Below are 16035 nucleotides of genomic sequence, written 5' to 3' on the forward strand. Positions count from 1 at the left end.
GTCGAGGAGGCTAATATGAGCGGCGAATTGGTGCTGGTCACCGGCGGGTCCGGCTTCCTCGGCGCTCACTGCATCCTCGAACTGTTGAAGGCCGGCTACCGCGTCCGCACCTCCGTGCGATCGGCCAGGCGCGAAGCCGATGTGCTCGCCATGCTCAAGGCAGGTGGCACGGAGCCCGGTGACGCCCTTTCATTCGCCCATGCCGATCTGATGGCCGACGCAGGCTGGCCGGCGGCGGTGGCCGGCTGCGATTACGTGCTGCATGTCGCATCGCCTTTTCCGCCCGGCGTGCCCACGCATGAGGATGACCTGATCCTTCCGGCGCGCGAGGGCGCGTTGCGCGTGCTGCGGGCGGCGCGGGATACCGGGGTCAGGCGCGTCGTGCTCACCTCATCCTTCGCGGCCGTCGGCTATGGCAAAATGCGCGCGGATGGGCAGCCTTTCAACGAGGAAAACTGGACCGATCCGGCAGGCAAGGTCAGCGCCTATGTGAAGTCCAAGACGCTCGCCGAGCGCGCGGCCTGGGATTTCATCGCCGAGCAGGGCGGCGCGCTGGAGCTTGCGGTCGTCAATCCCGTTGGCATCTTTGGACCGGTGCTCGGCGCGGACCATTCGACCTCGACCGAATTTGTCCAGCGCATGCTGAACGGCGCCGTGCCTGGGCTGCCGCGCCTGTCCTTCGGCGTCGTCGACGCGCGCGACGTGGCGGATCTGCATGTTCGCGCCATGACCCACCCCGCCGCCAAGGGCGAACGGTTCCTCGCTGTCGCCGGCGATTTCATGACGGTGCGCGAGATCGCGCAGACCCTGAAGACGCGGCTCGGGCCGGCGGCGTCGCGCGTCTCGACGCGGGAGTTTCCCGATTGGCTGGTGCGCATCATCGGGCTGTTCAATCCGGAAGCGGCACAACTCGCAACGGAACTGGGCAAGATCAAGAACGCCACCAACGCCAAGGCGGTGCGCGTGCTCGGCTGGGCGCCACGCTCGCGCGAAGATGCGTTGACTGCCACGGGCGAAAGCCTGATCCGGCTGGGACTGGTCAAGCGATCGAAGTAATTGTGCGGGACGCCGGACCTTAAGGGCTCGGCGTCCCGCAATGGCAGCTTTCAGCCGGCCAGCGCAGCCTTGTTCGTCTCCAGAAACTGCTTCAGCGGCACCGACTTTCGGCCGGAGAGTTTTTCGACCGCGTCGGTCACCATGCCGAGGTCACCGGCGCGGGCGGCGGCGTCGAACGACACCAGCACCTTGGCGAAGGGTTCAGGCAGGCCGGCCGACTTCATTCCCTCGGTCAGGGCTTCGTCGGAAAGCTGGATGACCTTGATCGGCTTGCTGGTGACCTCGGTGACCAACGCCGCCACTTCGGCAGCCGTATACGCACTGGGGCCGGTGAGCGTGTAAGTCGCGCTTTCGCTGCTGTCCGAGGCGAGCCCCGCTGCGATCGCCGCCGCGAAATCGTCACGCGTGCCGTAGGAAATGGCGCCGTCGCCGGCGGAGGTGTACCACTGACCTGACGCCAGAACCTGCGGCAACGCCATGAACAGGTTCTCGTTATACCAGCCATTGCGGAATATCGTGTAGGGGATCCCGCTCGCCTTGATCGCCTGTTCGGTGTCGTAGTGGTCGGGCGCGAAAACAACCGGCGAACCAGGCTCGGGGTTGGGCATCGAGGTGTACAGCAGGTGGCCGACGCCAGCCTGTTTGGCCGCCGTCACCGCCGCAAGCTGCTGCTCGCGCCGCTTCCCCTGTACCTCAAGTTCGTTGGTCGAGATGACGAGTGCCCGGTCGGCTCCCGCGAAGGCCTCGGCAAGCGATTGCGGGTCGTTGAAGTCAGCGGCTCTGACGACGACGCCGCGCGCCGCCAGATCGGCAAGGTTGGCGGGTGTACGGGTGGTGGCGATGATGCGGTTTGCGGGGATCTTTAATGTGTCCAGCAGGTGGTTGATGACGCCGCGGCCAAGCTGGCCGGAAGCGCCGGTGACGAGAAGGGTTGCGGTCATCGGGGATCCTGAAATTGCGCCGGGTGGCGGGTGCTTCTGACAGTCTCAAAAAGAGACCAGCACTAAAATAAGAATTGACCGGCCACCGTAAAGAAGGCAGTTTTTAGGGAGGTAGGCACCGCCAGGGAACCAGCAGCCATGGACGGCAAGGTCGTCAATCTGAGAACCAAGCTCAATATATTCAAAGCCACCAGCGATGGCGCAAACATTGCCGATTGCCCGGTTCGCGACGTGATGCAGGGCGTGAACGGCAAATGGAGTTCGCTGCTGATGGCGGCGCTCGCAGAGCAGCCCTATCGTTTCGGCGAGTTGCGGCGCCTGGTGCCCGACATCTCGCAGCGCATGCTCACCCAGACGCTCCACGATCTGCAGCGCGACGGCTTTGTTCATCGCGAAGTGTTCCCGACCAAGCCGCCAAGCGTCGAATACAGCCTGACCGATCTCGGCCGTTCGATGTTCGGCGCCTTGCATCAATTGATCCTGTGGGCCGAACTCAACTATGGTGCGGTGCGCAAGGCGCGCGCTGCCTTCGACGCCGGTGGCTGATATTTTGGTCCATGCAGCAACGGCTTGATTTGACAATGGCGCTGAAGGATTGTCCGGCCAGTAGTTGGGCGGGCAATGGAAAAATCTCTCGACATCGCGATTGCGGGCGCCGGCCCGGCGGGGCTCGCCACCGCGCTCTATCTCAAGCGCGCGGGCCACAACGTCACCATCTTCGAACGTTTCGAGGAACCCAAGCCCGTCGGTTCCGGACTGATCCTGCAGCCGACCGGGCTGAGCGTGCTCGCCGATCTCGGCCTGCTCGACGACATTCTGGCGCTGGGGAGCCGCATCGAGCGTCTGCATGGCGCCGATGCCTCGAGCGGCCGCACCGTGCTCGCCGTGCGCTACGATGCGCAGCCTGGCGGCCGTTTCGGGCTGGCGGTGCACCGGGCGGCGTTGTTCAACGTGTTGTTTCGCGCCGCGCAGCGCCAAGGTATCGCCATCGAAACCAGTGTCGAGATCGAGGCGCTGGACGTCGGTGAGCGGGCGATCCTGATCTTCGACAAGAGCCGAACGGTGGGGGGCCGCGGAGCAGGGCCGTTCGACCTCGTGGTCGACGCCAGCGGCTCGCGTTCGAAGCTGCGCCGGTGCCTCAACGATCCGGCCGAGCCGCGGCAGCTCACTTACGGCGCGTTCTGGGCCTCGCTCGGCTGGCGCCAAGGCTTCGACGAAAATGCGCTGCTGCAGCGCTACGACAAGGCCAGCGTGATGATCGGCGTCCTGCCGATCGGCCGACCGGAACCGGGCGCGGAAAAGATGGCGGCGTTCTTCTGGAGCCTGAAGCCGGCGGATGCCGAAAACGTGCGCGCGGCAGGGCTCGACGCCTGGAAGGCGAGACTGGTCTCGCTGTGGCCGCAGTGCGAGGCGTTCACCAGCCAGATCGACAGCTTCGACCAGCTGTCGCTGGCGCGCTACGGCCACCACACGATGAAGCTGCCGGCCGGCCGCAGGCTGGCCGTGATCGGCGATGCCGCGCATTCGACCAGCCCGCAGCTCGGGCAAGGCGCCAACATGGCGTTGCTCGACGCGGCAGCACTCAGCCATGCCTTGGCACAAACGGGCAACGTCGAGGCAGCGCTGGAAAGCTACGCCCGGGCGCGGCGATGGCATGTCCGAATCTTCCAGCTGCTGTCGCTGGCGCTGACGCCGTTCTACCAGTCGGACGGCACGATGCTGCCCTTCTTCCGCGACAGGCTGGTGGCAACCATCGCCAAAATCCCGCCAGTGCCAAGCGTGCTTGCCTCGATGGTGGCCGGCACGCTGATCGATCCGTTCAGGCGGATCGGGCTAGAGGAGGTGCACTGGCCAGATCATCCGGCGGGATCAGGGTCGAGAGAAGCGAATTTCTCGCACGCAGGAATAGACGCAGCCGCTGCGGATAGTCCGGCGCCACGGCACCCTTGATCGAGGCGCGTTCGCTCAACGCCTTGCGCCAGGCCTGGACCAATGGCTTGCCGTCCAGAATGCCGAAATTGCCGATCCGGTCGAAGGCGTCGAGATAGCGGAAGACCGGGCCGTAGACGGCATCGACGAGGCAAAAGCACTCGCCATTGAACCACGGTCCGGCCTGGTCGGCCAGTTCGTCCTCCCAGACGATCGAACATGGCCGAAAGTGCCGTGGACTCTGCCAGGAAGGCGGCCTCCGTCGAAGCCGAGTAGAACCGGCCGATGGCGTTCAATGTCGCCGAGCCGAACTCGATCCAGGCGCGATGCCGGGCACGGGCGTAGGCGTCGGCCAGATGCAGAGGATTGGCTTGCGTCTCCTCGAGGAATTCGAGAATGACGGCGGATTCGAAGATCACTGTCTCCTCGCCATTTGCCTGGACGATCAGCAGCGGCACCTTGCCCAGCGGCGAAATCGCCTTGAACCAGTCCGGCTTGTTGGCGAGGTCGATGGTGACACGCTCAAACGGCACGCCTTTCTCGGCCAGCGAGATCGCCGCGCGCTGCACATAGGGGCATAGATGATGGCTGACGAGAATGAGCTTGCCAGTCATTTCATTCTTCTCAGGCATTTCATTCTTCTCAGGCATGTCACTCTCCCCAGACATAGTTCAACGCGCCGTCCTCGACGCGCGTCGACAGGAACATCAGTCGCGACGCTTTTGGCGCCGGACCTTCAAGCCGATCGCCGCTTTCCATATCGAAGGCGGCACCGTGCCATTGGCAGACCAGCTTGCCGTCCTTGCAGTCGAGCGGCCCGCCGAAATGCAGGCAGACATTGGCCGCGGCACGGACACGCTCGCCGCTGCGCCAGACATGGACCTCGCGGCCGAAGAACGGTGCGATCAGGCTGCCCGTCTGTGGGACGTCGGCGACTTTGCAAATTTCGTGTTTCATGGATCTTTCCCGGATCGATGCAGTTGCATGCATATAGATGCAAGTGCATTGACCGTCAAGCTTGATGCAACTGCATCTACCGCCTAGGGTGGGTCATGACCAAAACAACCACGCCTTCGCCCGAAGCCGTCAAGGCCTGGGCCCGCCTGATGCGGGTTTCGCGCCAGCTCATCGAAAAGGCGGAAGAGGCTTTGAAGACTAGCGGCTTGCCGCCGCTCGACTGGTATGACGTGCTGCATGAACTCGCCGAGGCGGGTGAGGGCGGGCTGCGGCCATTCCAGCTGACCGAGCGCACACTGTTTGCGCAGTATAACATCTCGCGGCTTCTGGCGCGCCTCGAGGCAGACGGACTGGTCGAGAAGCTCAGGGCTGCCGATGACGGCCGCGGCCAGACCATCCGCATCTCGGCCAAGGGCCGTCAGACGCGGCGACGGATGTGGGCTGTCTATGGACGGTCTATTGCCGAATTGGTCGGCGCAAAACTCTCCGCCGAGGAGCTGAAGATACTGGCGAGCCTGCTTGGAGAGCTGCGCCATCCGCCCGCCGATGATTGATCCGTCAGAATCTCGTGGTTTGCCCGGCGGCTCTCACGTCGACGATTTTTCTACCTAACCCTTGCGTCGAGCACAGGATTGCGCAATATGCCGAACCGTAACGTACGGTACGCCGTTTGAGTCGACCCGGCGACCTCATCGAATGGGCAGGAAATTGTTGCAGGCGAGTGCCGAGATCGATACCAGCGAAGTGCTGACAGAGCGGCAAACGGCCGTCCTGGACGCGGCTTTGCGGCTGCTGGTCGAGGAGGGCGACAATCTGACCATGACGGCGGTGGCGCGGCGCGCCAGCTGCTCGAAGGAAACGCTCTACAAATGGTTCGGCGACCGCGACGGATTGCTGACGGCGACCGTGCAGTGGCAGGCATCGAAAGTGCGCGTGGTGCCGGTCGACGGTGAGCGGCTCGATCTTGCCTCGATGACGGCAAGCCTGGAAGGCTTCGCCTCGGACTGGCTAAAGGTGATTTCGAGCGATACCTCGATCGCGCTGAACCGCGTCGCGGTCGGCCATGCCGGATCCGGAAAGGACGATCTCGGCGCCATCGTGCTGGAGAATGGCCGTTTCGCGCTGGCCAGACGGCTGAAGCCGGTGCTGCTTGCCGGCAAGCAGGCCGGACTGCTCGACTTTACGGACGCCGAAATGGCGTTCCGGACCTTTTTCGGGCTGGTCGCCCGCGACGTGCAGATCCGTCTGCTGCTCGGCGACAGGCTGGAATTGACTGAAGCGGCGATCGGCGGCGATGCCGCCCGGGCGACGCAGCAGTTTCTCGCTCTTTATGGAGCAAAAACCGGGCCGCAAGGCCTCTAATCTCTGTGGGAAGGAAGCAAAAGATGCGTGTCTATTACGATCGCGACGCCGATCTCAATCTGATCAAGGGCAAGAAGGTGGCCATTATCGGCTATGGCAGCCAAGGCCGGGCGCACGCGCTCAACCTCAAGGATTCCGGCGCCAAGGAAATCGCCATCGGCCTCAAGGCGGGATCGGCGACCGCCAAGAAGGTCGAGGCTGATGGCCTGAAAGTGATGAGCGTGGCGGACGCTGCCAAATGGGCCGATTTGATGATGATGGCGACGCCTGACGAATTGCAGGCCGACATCTACAAAAACGAAATCGCGCCAAACATTCGTGACGGCGCCGCGATTGCCTTCGCGCACGGCCTCAACGTGCATTTCGGCCTCATCGAGCCGAAGTCGACCGTCGATGTCGTCATGATCGCGCCGAAAGGCCCCGGCCACACGGTGCGCGGCGAATACCAGAAGGGCGGCGGCGTGCCGTGCCTGGTCGCCGTCAACCAGGATGCTTCCGGCAATGCGCTCGATCTCGCTCTGTCCTACGCCTGCGGTGTCGGCGGCGGCCGTTCGGGCATCATCGAGACCAATTTCCGCGAGGAATGCGAGACCGATCTGTTCGGCGAGCAGGTCGTGCTCTGCGGCGGCCTGGTCGAGCTGATCCGCGCCGGCTTCGAGACGCTGGTTGAGGCCGGCTACGCACCCGAAATGGCCTATTTCGAGTGCCTGCACGAGGTCAAGCTGATCGTCGACCTGATCTATGAAGGCGGCATCGCCAACATGAACTACTCGATCTCGAACACCGCCGAATGGGGTGAATATGTCTCAGGCCCGCGCATCATTACCGCCGAGACCAAGGCCGAGATGAAGCGCGTGCTGAAAGACATCCAGACCGGAAAATTCACCTCGGAGTGGATGCAGGAATACCGCGCCGGCATGTCGCGCTTCAAGGGCATCCGCCGCAACAATGACAGCCACCAGATCGAGGAAGTCGGCGCCAAGCTGCGCGCCATGATGCCCTGGATTTCCAAGAACAAGCTGGTCGACAAGGCCAAGAACTAACCCGCAGTCGTCGGGATTGGGAGCAAAGAGCCGGCGGAGCGATCCGCCGGCTTTTGATGCCGGTTTATCGATCAGGATAATCAGCCATAGTGCCAATGCGGCTTCGGCTCGGTGCCGGTGAACTCGACGCCGATGCGGTCGTCGCGGCGCCAGCGCACGATGGCCTTGTAGCCGATGCCGTCGACAGGCACATAGAGCAGGAACTCGTCCGGCACGCGCGCGTCTATCGAGACTTTCAGTTCGGCGCCGCCGGCATGCATGTTGCGGACCGTGCACTTGACCTCGGAATTGGTGAGGCCGGTCAGAATCGTCGCGCCTTTCAGCACGCGCTGCCGGTGTTTGTTTCGCAATTCGTTGTCGGCCATGACGGCACGTCCTTCGCGACCGGATCGGCGCGATCGTCAGATGGGGCACGATATCACGGATAGGCTGAGCCGATAAACATATGGTTAGCGGTGACCGAGACCAGCCGTCTTTCCCAAATGAAAACGGCGCCGCGATGGGGCGGCGCCGTCGTGTATTGTCGTTTATAGGTCAGCTGTAGGGCGACCAGCATTGCTGGCGCGGGCCACCATAGGGCTGGAACGTGTTGTCCCAGGCCCGGTAGGACCGATAGCGGTCGTAGCACCACTGGACATGGGCGCTGGACAGACGCTGCGTGCGGTAATAGCGGCGGGGCGCCGGCTGCACGTAGTAGCCGTCATTGTAATAGCCGTTGTTGTAGTAGCCGTTGTTGTAGATGCTGCCGAGGCCGAGACCCAGGCCGAGGCCGAGAACTGCTGCGGCGCCGGTGTCAAAATCACGGCCGCGATGGTGGCGGTGATGGCGCCAGCGCCAGTTGTCGCCGCCGTTCCAGTTGCCGCCATTCCAATTGCCGTTGTTCCAGTTGCCTGACCCGGCAAAGCGACGGCTGTCGTGGCGGCGCCACTGCCAATCGTTGAAGGAGCGGCGGTCATTGCCGCCCGCCCAGCTGTCGCGAACCGGTGTGATGTCAGACAATGCGGTGCTTGCCGGCACCGACAAGTCCGGCTGCAGGATCGGGCCCGCGGCGGATGGCGCCGTGAGACCCGAGAAAAGACCGAGCGCTAACAGCCCGGATTTGACTGTGGACGAAAAGAGCGAGCTCATTGCACTCTCCAAGTGATACAGGCCCCACGCCCGGATACCCCAGGGAAGTGGCCTATTGATGGACCTTGGCGTCTGAACGGAGGATGAACAGAAAGGTTCCATCAGCCATGACGAGCAGCCCTTGTTTTCATTGGCGCTTGCGGGCAAAGGTCAGTCCATGTCGCTGCGCCTCGCCACTTTCAATGTCGAAAACCTGATGAACAGGTTCGATTACTCGGGCTTCCGCAACCAGCTCAACGAAGACCGCACGCTGGCGCTTTTCGACATCCAGAGCGAAGCCGAATACCGGATGCTGGAGCAGGCGCGCGCCATCGCGCAATCCGACGATACGCGCCAGTTGACCGCGCTCGCCATCGCCGCCACCCGCGCGGACATCATCTGCATGCAGGAGGTTGACAACATCGAGGCGCTGAAGGCGTTCGAGTATGGCTATCTCTTCAAGATGGTGGGCGAGGGTTACCGGCAGAAATACACCACCGCCGGCAATGATTCGCGCGGCATCGACGTTGCCGTGATGATGCGCAACGAGACCGCGCAAGGTCAGCCGATCGAATTCGTGCGCATGACCAGCCATGCCTATGTCACGTTCGAGCAGTTCGGGCTGCACACGCCTGAACTCGAGGCGCTCGGCAACCTGGCCAACGAACGCATCTTCCGGCGCGATTGCCTGGAGGTCGACATCAAGGTCGGCGGCGTGCCGCTGACGCTTTACCTCGTCCATTTCAAATCGATGGGCTCGCCGCGCAACGGGCTCGACGGACGCGAGGCGACGATGCCGGTGCGCATCGCCGAGGCGCAAGCCGTGCGCCGCATCATCGAGGAGCGCTTCGGCAAAGAGCACGCAGCCGATAAAAACTGGGCGATCTGCGGCGACATGAACGACTACCGCCAGCGGGTGAAGATCGAGGGCGACGCCGTCGACGGCTACCGCTTCCAGGTGATCGACGAGAGCCAGTCCTGTATCGATGTGCTCACCGCCGGCGGCTTTTGCGAAAACGTCGTCGAACGCCGGCCGGAGATGGACCGCTGGAGTTTCTACCACACGCGCGGGCCGAAGGAGCGGCATCTGTGCCAGCTCGACTACATCCTGCTGTCGAAAGGGCTGGCGGCGAAGAATGCGACGGCGGTTCCCGACATCATCCGCAACGGCCAGCCCTGGCGCACCATCTTTCCGGCGGGACAGGCGGTGGAGCGCTTTCCGCGCGCCGGCTGGGACCGGCCGAAGGCGTCGGACCATTGTCCCGTCGCAATTACCCTGGACATGGCTTGAGCACGGTGAGCTTCGACCTGCCGCGCAACGTCATCCTGCCCGTCGACGAAATCGACGTCCGGCTCGACCCCGGCCCGCATCCGTTCGAGCGCGACAACGCGCAGGCGATCACTGACAACTGGCGGCGCGAGGTCACGGCCAATCCGGCGCTGTTCGACGGCACGGTGGTGCTGCTCTCGGCGCTCGCCTGGCGCGACAACCGGATCGTCGGGCGTTGTCACGCGGTGAAGTACTCGACCTTCCTGCTATGGCGAAAGAACCGGCAGGGGACGGGCGCCGAGCATGCCTATGGCCACGCCATGCTGGTCGCCGGCGACAACGCCCTGGTGGCGATCCGCATGGGCGCGCACACGGTCCCGGCCGGCAGTGTCTACTTCGCTGCCGGCTCGTTCGAGCCGATCGATTTTCGCGATGGCCGCGTCGATGTCGATTTCAACATGATCCGTGAAGTGCGCGAGGAGACCGGGCTTGACCTGACAGGCGCTGCGCGCGGCAAGCGCTACCATGCGCTGTCGACTTCGACCGGCACGGTCCTCTTCCGCCGCTACCACGTCGATGCGCCGGCCGACGAGATTGCGCGGCGCATCGGCGCCTTCGTCGCGACCGAGACCGAGCCGGAGATCGAGGGGCCGGTGATCATCCGCCACGCCGCCGACCTGCCGGAAGGGCTGGCACCGCATATGAAGCCGCTGGTCGAGTGGCATTTTGGCGGTGGCGGGGGCTAACGGCGCGGATTGTTCTGCGCCGCCTTGCGGTCGTTGCGGGCGGCGACGAGGAACAGGATAACGCCGATGCCCAGCAATCCACCCATGACCATGCCCATCGTCTGGCCGACGACTGCCTGAAAATCGGCGGTGACACGATCGGGATTGGCCATGCCGTAGCGGGCGAGATACCACCAAAGTCCCGCAAGGGCGCCTTCGATGATCACCATCGTCAGAATCAGCCGCGCCTTCTTGCTCATTGCCACTCCTTGACCAGATGCTTTGCTCTAAAATTAGCATCGCAGACCGGACGACAACAAGTATTGCCGATGTCGACAAGCACCCATCCTTGTGGATAGCGGTTGGTTGCGGTGGAGCTGATCTGGCGCTTATTCGTGGCGCAGCGCGTCGATCGGGTCGAGCCTGGCGCCGCGCAGCGCCGGGAAGAAGCCGAACACCATGCCGATCAGCGCCGAAAAACCGACGGCGAGCAGGATGACCGCCGGGCTCGGCGCAAACGGTATGGCCAGCGTTGCCGAGGCGAGGCCGGCCAGCGCCAGGCCGATCAGGATGCCGATAATGCCGCCGAGCAGCGACAGCACCGTCGCCTCGACCAGGAACTGGATGAGGATGTGCTTTTCATGCGCGCCGATGGCGAGCCTGATGCCGATCTCGCGGGTGCGCTCAGTGACCGAGACCAGCATGATGTTCATGATCCCGATGCCGCCGACCAGCAGGCTGACGCCCGCGACGGCGCCCAGCATGCCGGTCATGGTGGTGGTGGCGCTGGCCATGGCGTCGGCGATCTGGGTCATGTCGCGGATCGAGAAATCGTCTTCGCGGTCCGGCGTGATGCGGCGGGTGTCGCGCAAAATGTCCTCGACTCGCGGCTGCAATTCGGTGGTCGGGGTGCGGTCGTCGGCGGCGACGTAGATGTTGTCGATGTCGCGGTTGCCGGCGATGCGGCGCTGATAGGCGGCAAGCGGCATCAAGACGACATTGTCCTGGTCCTGGCCGAAGCCGGTATAGCCCTTGGGTTCGAGCAGGCCGATGATCTTGCACGAGGTGCGGTTGACGCGGATGATCTCGCCCTCGGGTTCGCCGGCGCCGAAGAATTGCTGGCGCACCGTTTCGCCGATCAGGCAGACGCCGGTGCCGGAGCGTGTTTCCGAATCCGAGAACGGGCGGCCCGACACCAGCTTCCAGTCGCGGGCGTCGAGATAGGCGCTGTCGGTGCCGGTGACGCCCGAGGTCAGGCTCTCGGTGCCGAAAATGACGCGGACTTGTTTCTGCGACGCCGGCGCAATGGCGCGCGCTCCGGTCAGGTGGGCTACTAGGGCGGCTACATCCTTGTCGGCCAGAGGCCGTACCGCCCGGTCGAGCCCGCCTGGTCCGCCGGTGCCTGCCGGGCGGCCGGAACGGACGACGAGCAGGTTCGAGCCGAGCTTGGCGATGTCCGACTTGACCTTGGCCGTGGTGCCCGAACCGATGGTCAGCATGGCGATGACGGCGGCGACACCGATGACGATGCCGAGCAGCGTCAGGAACGAGCGCAGCACATTGCGGCGGATGGAGCGCAGAGAGAGGCGGACGGTTTCCCAGATCATGACGCCAACTCCGACTTGGCCGTGTCGGACGCGACGTGGCCGTCGAGGAAGCGGATGGTGCGCTCGGCATAATCGGCGACATCGGCCTCGTGGGTGACCATGGCGATGGTCAAGCCGAGCTCCCGGTTCAGCCGCGTCAACAACTCCATGATCTCATGCGTGCGGGCGGTGTCGAGATTGCCGGTCGGCTCGTCGGCGACGAGCAGCGTCGGCCTGGTGACGATGGCGCGCGCGATCGCCACGCGCTGTTGCTGACCACCGGAGAGTTCGGCCGGCGTGTGATGTTCGCGCCCGACCAGGCCGACCTCCGCCAGCGCCTGCATGGCAAGATCGCGGCGCTCGCGGGCCGGCGCGCCGCGATAGATCAGCGGCAGCTCGACATTTTCCGCCGCCGTGGTGCGCGGCAACAGATTGTAACCCTGGAAGACGAAGCCGATATAGAGATTGCGCAGAAGCGCCCGGCGGTTGCGGTCGATCCGCCCGGCGTCGATGCCCATGAAGGAGTAGGTTCCGGCCGTCGGCGTGTCGAGGCAACCGATGATGTTCATCGCGGTCGATTTGCCCGAACCGGACGGGCCCATGATGGCGACGAATTCGCCACGCTGGATGGCGAGGTCGACGCCGGCCAGCGCATGGACCTTGGCTTCGCCCTGGCCATAGCTCTTCCAGACCGTGTCGAAACCGATGAGGCCCGCGGCCATGGCGTCAGCTCCGCAGCTGCGAGGTCGTGATAACCTCTGCACCTTCATCCAGCCCGGAGGTGATCTCGGTCAGTTCGCCGTCGGTGGAGCCGATCTTGACGTTGACCGGGTGCGGCCGGCCGTTCTCCAGCACATAGAGCGTGCGTGAGCCGTCGGTGGGCGCCTTCACCGGCTGGCGGCGGTTGCCGCCACGGCCCATGCGGCCGGTGAACAGATCGCTGAGGCTCCACGCGCGCGCGGCCTGCTGCGCCGGGCGGTAGCGGAAAGCGGTGGACGGCACGGTGAGCACGCTCTTGGCCTGCCTGGTGACGACCGAAACCGTGGCGGTCATGCCGGGCCGCAGCAAAAGCTCGTTATTGTCGACTTCCAACCGTGCATTGTAGGTGACGACGCCGTCGGTGGTGACCGAGGCGTAGGAGATGTCGCGGATCTCGGCGTCGAACGGCCGCTCCGGAAAGGCATCGACGGTGAAGCGTGCATGCTGGCCTGGTTTGACCGCGCCGATATCGGCCTCGTCGACCGCCGCCACCAATTCCATGTTCCTCAAATCGGCGGCGATGATGAACAGAACCGGCGCCTGCAGCGAGGAGGCGACCGTCTGGCCGGGGTCGACGGAACGCGTCAAGACGATGCCGTCAATCGGCGCATAGATGGTGCTCTTGGCAAGGTCGGTCTGCTGCGCCTTGAGATCGGCCTGGGCGATGGCGAGATTGGCCTGCGCACTATCGAGCGCCGCCTTGGAGCGGTCGCGCGTGGCAGTCGCCGCCTCGAGCGACTGATCGGTCGCCATGCCACGCCTGGTCAGTTCGGCCGCGCGGGTGAGGGCGCTTTCGTTCTCCTTCAGGGTTACCGTGGCGTCCTCGACATTGGCGGCAGCGGCCTTGGCCGAGGCTTCGGCGCGTTCGATCTGGACCTCAAGTTTCACCGTGTCGAGCGTCGCCAGCACATCGCCCTTCTTGACCTGCTGGTTCTCTTCGGCCGACACCGAGCGGATGATGCCGGACAGTTCGCTTGAAATGTCGACCTGGGTGAGGGGCTGCAGCGTGCCGGTCGCCGATACCGCGACGGTGAGGTCGGCAATGGTGGCCGGCGTTGTGGTGTAGTCGATCTTGGCCGGGGAGCCGGCATACCATTGGTAGCCGGCGAGGCCGCCGGCAACGGCGATCAGCGCCAGCAGCGCGTAAAGCCAGCCACGACGGCGCGTCTTGCGCACACCACTCTGGTCAAGCCCAAGCGCCGCCTCGATGGCGGAATCCGATTCCGTCTTTGGCAGATTGACAAGCTGGTCCACGCCGGACCCCTATGAAAGCGTAATGTCCCTATATGTGCACAGATCAGGCTTGGTGGTTCGAATATCAAATTAAATTTCGGCCATGTTCGGATTGAGGCGGAAGGTTTTTCAAGATGCAGACCCGCAATTACTTGCTCTACGATGTGTTTACGACGGAGCGGCTGGCCGGCAATCCGCTGGCTGTCGTGCTCGACAGCCAAGGGCTGGATACAGCCGCCATGCAGGCCATTGCGCGCGAGTTCAACCTGTCCGAATCGGTCTTCGTGCTGCCGCCGGACAATCCAAAACATCGCAACCGCATCCGCATTTTCACGCCCGACTATGAGATGCCGTTCGCCGGACATCCGACAGTTGGCGCCGCGATCGCGCTGGCCGAACTGACAGGCGAGGGCGAAGCCGGCATCTTCGTGCTGGAGGAGAATATCGGCCCGGTGCGCTGCGCCGTCAGCCGGCACGATGGCGCCACCTTTGCCGAGTTCGACCTGGCGAAGCTGCCGGAGCCGCTGAAGCTCGATGCCGACCCGAAGGCGATCGGCGCCGCCCTCCGGCTGGCGCCGCACGAGATCGGCTTCGAGAATCACCTGGTGTCGTTCTGGTCGGCAGGCGTGCCTTACGTCACCATTCCGGTCGCCAATCTGGAGGCTGCGGCCCGGGTCAAGCTCGACAACCAGGCCTGGTCCGAACTGGCGCCGCGCAAGAGCGAATGGGCTTTCGCCAGCCCGTATGTCTATTGCCGCCAGACGGTGAAGCATGACAGCGCCTTCCATGTCCGTATGATCGTGCCGGGCACGCCGTCCTATGAAGACCCGGCGACCGGGTCGGCGGCGGCGGCCTTTGCCGGCGCCATCATGCAGTTCGATGGCCCGACCGACGGCATTTCGCAGCTGTGGATCGAGCAGGGGCTGGAGATGGGCCGGCCATCGCGTATCCGGCTCGAACTCACTGTCGAGGGCGGAAAACTGGCCTCGGCGCGCATCGGCGGCCATGCGGTAAAGGTGGCGGAAGGCAAGCTGTTCGTTTGAGTGGCCCGTGGCTGAGATCGTCGCTGTCGGCGATCCTTCACGCCCCCCTCTGTCCTGCCGGACATCTCCCCCACGAGTGGGGAGATCGGATGTCGCATTGGCTTTCGCCAATCTCCAACGCCGAAAGACAGGCGAAACGGCAAGGCTGCCAATCTCCCCCCAAGTGGGGGAGATGCCCGGCAGGGCAGAGGGGGGCGCTGTCCCGCCGACGACTCTGGTTTTTGCTTCGCTGCAACACTCGAAACCGAAGCCCGGAGCGATTTGTCGGGAAATGATTCCGGCAGGGCTGGACAGGACCGGTATCGGCGGCTATATGCCCGCCAACGCCGGTTTTTGCCGGCCGAGTGGGTGCGTAGCTCAGTTGGTAGAGCAGCTGACTCTTAATCAGCGGGTCCACAGTTCAATCCTGTGCGCACCCACCAAATTTCTAGAAAAGTTGGTGGAAGACCTTGGAATGCCGGACGCGTTGACGCGCCTCGACATGCCTCAATCATGGGGCAGGTTTGCCTTAAACTCGGCGGCCGGTAAGCCGGTGCGCTATTTGGCGAAGGAGGGAAGGCCGCGCTGGATTAAGAAAGGCCCGGAAGCCGAAGCCGACATCAATTAAAGCCAGTTTGAAACCACGGACTGGTGTCATACCCTAAGCGCGGATTATAATGATCCAGGAAGTTTTCGGCCCTATTTGACGGTCGCGCAACCACGGTGCCTGTCGATTTGCAATCCGGTTTCGCGGTCGGCTTGCTGCCAGCCTTCTTATGAGCTGTAGAACACGAGGTTGTAGCCTGAGCGGTGGCCACCTTTTTCTTCTCTTTCGCAACAGCTGCTCCGGTAACGGCCAATACTATTGCTACGCCAAAGACAACGAGTTTCATTGAAAACGCCCTCACCCTGCACAATCCGTAATGATTGCGCCTGGTCACCGTTACGTCAATCACATTTTGTCGGCAAGGGCGGCCAATAGTGCCAGTAAAAAGAGCCTACCACAGAAGCAGCGGGCCAACCCCCAGGTGGGGAATCTTTCAGC

General features: G+C 63.7%; 19 protein-coding genes, 1 tRNA gene and 1 pseudogene. 11 read left to right on the plus strand and 10 right to left on the minus strand.

Annotated features, from left to right (window positions below):
* Positions 1-15 precede the first annotated feature (15 nt).
* Positions 16-1056 carry an SDR family oxidoreductase gene (locus ACYG9R_RS22370; protein WP_023823129.1) on the plus strand — a complete coding sequence of 347 codons (1041 nt, stop codon included), beginning with the start codon at positions 16-18 and terminating at the stop codon, positions 1054-1056.
* A 50-nt stretch (positions 1057-1106) separates the two neighbouring features.
* Here the strand turns inward: ACYG9R_RS22370 and ACYG9R_RS22375 are convergent, their stop codons facing one another.
* On the minus strand, positions 1107-1997 hold the full coding sequence (locus ACYG9R_RS22375; protein WP_023706160.1) for an SDR family oxidoreductase: 891 nt from the start codon (positions 1995-1997) through the stop codon (positions 1107-1109).
* Positions 1998-2135: 138 nt separating this feature from the next.
* Between ACYG9R_RS22375 and ACYG9R_RS22380 the strand changes: the two genes are divergently transcribed.
* The gene (locus ACYG9R_RS22380) at positions 2136-2543 is read left to right on the plus strand and encodes a winged helix-turn-helix transcriptional regulator (protein WP_023823128.1); all 408 of its coding nucleotides are present in this window, start codon (positions 2136-2138) and stop codon (positions 2541-2543) included.
* Positions 2544-2618: 75 nt separating this feature from the next.
* The gene (locus ACYG9R_RS22385; RefSeq protein WP_023823127.1) at positions 2619-3947 is read left to right on the plus strand and encodes an FAD-dependent oxidoreductase; all 1329 of its coding nucleotides are present in this window, start codon (positions 2619-2621) and stop codon (positions 3945-3947) included.
* Here ACYG9R_RS22385 and ACYG9R_RS22390 read toward each other — a convergent pair.
* Both ACYG9R_RS22390 and ACYG9R_RS22395 read right to left on the minus strand, forming a co-directional pair.
* A pseudogene (locus tag ACYG9R_RS22390) lies at positions 3877-4540 on the minus strand (glutathione S-transferase family protein); the annotation flags it as partial. The gene ACYG9R_RS22385 and the pseudogene ACYG9R_RS22390 sit on opposite strands and share 71 nt — an antisense overlap.
* A 37-nt stretch (positions 4541-4577) precedes the next feature.
* A complete protein-coding gene (locus ACYG9R_RS22395; protein WP_023668375.1) occupies positions 4578-4883 on the minus strand; it encodes a Rieske (2Fe-2S) protein in 306 nt (101 codons plus the stop codon).
* Positions 4884-4978: 95 nt separating this feature from the next.
* Between ACYG9R_RS22395 and ACYG9R_RS22400 the strand changes: the two genes are divergently transcribed.
* The 3 genes from ACYG9R_RS22400 (at position 4979) to ilvC (ending at position 7288) form a co-directional block, all read left to right on the plus strand.
* Positions 4979-5437, plus strand: coding sequence for a MarR family winged helix-turn-helix transcriptional regulator (locus ACYG9R_RS22400; RefSeq protein WP_023668376.1), 459 nt, complete (start codon positions 4979-4981; stop codon positions 5435-5437).
* Positions 5438-5579: 142 nt separating this feature from the next.
* Complete coding sequence (locus ACYG9R_RS22405; protein ID WP_081726780.1) at positions 5580-6245, plus strand: TetR/AcrR family transcriptional regulator; 666 nt, start codon at positions 5580-5582, stop codon at positions 6243-6245.
* Between the two features lie 23 nt (positions 6246-6268).
* Positions 6269-7288, plus strand: a complete 1020-nt coding sequence (gene ilvC / locus ACYG9R_RS22410) for a ketol-acid reductoisomerase (protein WP_013531065.1) — start codon at positions 6269-6271, stop codon at positions 7286-7288.
* A gap of 80 nt (positions 7289-7368) precedes the next feature.
* Here ilvC and ACYG9R_RS22415 read toward each other — a convergent pair whose 3' ends face one another.
* Together ACYG9R_RS22415 and ACYG9R_RS22420 are read right to left on the minus strand one after the other, a co-directional pair.
* On the minus strand, positions 7369-7653 hold the full coding sequence (locus ACYG9R_RS22415) for a PilZ domain-containing protein (RefSeq protein ID WP_023685169.1): 285 nt from the start codon (positions 7651-7653) through the stop codon (positions 7369-7371).
* 169 nt (positions 7654-7822) lie between these two features.
* Positions 7823-8416, minus strand: coding sequence for a BA14K family protein (locus ACYG9R_RS22420; RefSeq protein WP_023690328.1), 594 nt, complete (start codon positions 8414-8416; stop codon positions 7823-7825).
* A gap of 157 nt (positions 8417-8573) precedes the next feature.
* Between ACYG9R_RS22420 and ACYG9R_RS22425 the strand changes: the two genes are divergently transcribed.
* Together ACYG9R_RS22425 and ACYG9R_RS22430 are read left to right on the plus strand one after the other, a co-directional pair.
* Positions 8574-9686, plus strand: coding sequence for an endonuclease/exonuclease/phosphatase family protein (locus ACYG9R_RS22425; RefSeq protein ID WP_023690932.1), 1113 nt, complete (start codon positions 8574-8576; stop codon positions 9684-9686).
* A 5-nt stretch (positions 9687-9691) separates the two neighbouring features.
* On the plus strand, positions 9692-10411 hold the full coding sequence (locus ACYG9R_RS22430) for an NUDIX hydrolase (protein ID WP_023668380.1): 720 nt from the start codon (positions 9692-9694) through the stop codon (positions 10409-10411).
* On the opposite strand, the gene ACYG9R_RS22435 is transcribed toward ACYG9R_RS22430, so the two are convergent.
* The 4 genes from ACYG9R_RS22435 to ACYG9R_RS22450 form a co-directional block, all read right to left on the minus strand.
* Positions 10408-10650 carry a hypothetical protein gene (locus ACYG9R_RS22435; RefSeq protein ID WP_023690325.1) on the minus strand — a complete coding sequence of 81 codons (243 nt, stop codon included), beginning with the start codon at positions 10648-10650 and terminating at the stop codon, positions 10408-10410. The two genes, ACYG9R_RS22430 and ACYG9R_RS22435, sit on opposite strands and share 4 nt — an antisense overlap.
* A gap of 129 nt (positions 10651-10779) precedes the next feature.
* Entirely contained in the window at positions 10780-11997 is a 1218-nt protein-coding gene (locus ACYG9R_RS22440; protein WP_023823126.1) for an ABC transporter permease, read from the minus strand.
* Positions 11994-12698 carry an ABC transporter ATP-binding protein gene (locus ACYG9R_RS22445; RefSeq protein WP_023823125.1) on the minus strand — a complete coding sequence of 235 codons (705 nt, stop codon included), beginning with the start codon at positions 12696-12698 and terminating at the stop codon, positions 11994-11996. The genes ACYG9R_RS22440 and ACYG9R_RS22445 overlap by 4 nt, the downstream gene beginning before the upstream one ends.
* A gap of 4 nt (positions 12699-12702) precedes the next feature.
* Complete coding sequence (locus tag ACYG9R_RS22450) at positions 12703-13989, minus strand: efflux RND transporter periplasmic adaptor subunit (protein WP_023712690.1); 1287 nt, start codon at positions 13987-13989, stop codon at positions 12703-12705.
* Positions 13990-14102: 113 nt separating this feature from the next.
* On the opposite strand from ACYG9R_RS22450, the gene ACYG9R_RS22455 reads away from it, so the two are divergent.
* The 3 genes from ACYG9R_RS22455 to ACYG9R_RS22465 all read left to right on the plus strand — a co-directional run bounded on the left by ACYG9R_RS22455 (position 14103) and on the right by ACYG9R_RS22465 (position 15618).
* The gene (locus ACYG9R_RS22455) at positions 14103-15011 is read left to right on the plus strand and encodes a PhzF family phenazine biosynthesis protein (protein WP_023823124.1); all 909 of its coding nucleotides are present in this window, start codon (positions 14103-14105) and stop codon (positions 15009-15011) included.
* A gap of 346 nt (positions 15012-15357) precedes the next feature.
* Positions 15358-15433: transfer RNA gene (locus ACYG9R_RS22460), tRNA-Lys, on the plus strand.
* 32 nt (positions 15434-15465) lie between these two features.
* A complete protein-coding gene (locus ACYG9R_RS22465) occupies positions 15466-15618 on the plus strand; it encodes a hypothetical protein (protein WP_155923159.1) in 153 nt (50 codons plus the stop codon).
* On the opposite strand, the gene ACYG9R_RS22470 is transcribed toward ACYG9R_RS22465, so the two are convergent.
* Positions 15611-15883 carry a hypothetical protein gene (locus ACYG9R_RS22470; RefSeq protein ID WP_155923157.1) on the minus strand — a complete coding sequence of 91 codons (273 nt, stop codon included), beginning with the start codon at positions 15881-15883 and terminating at the stop codon, positions 15611-15613. The genes ACYG9R_RS22465 and ACYG9R_RS22470 overlap by 8 nt on opposite strands.
* Between the last annotated feature and the right edge of the window lie 152 nt (positions 15884-16035).

This window comes from Mesorhizobium sp. RSR565B (genome assembly GCF_054719465.1).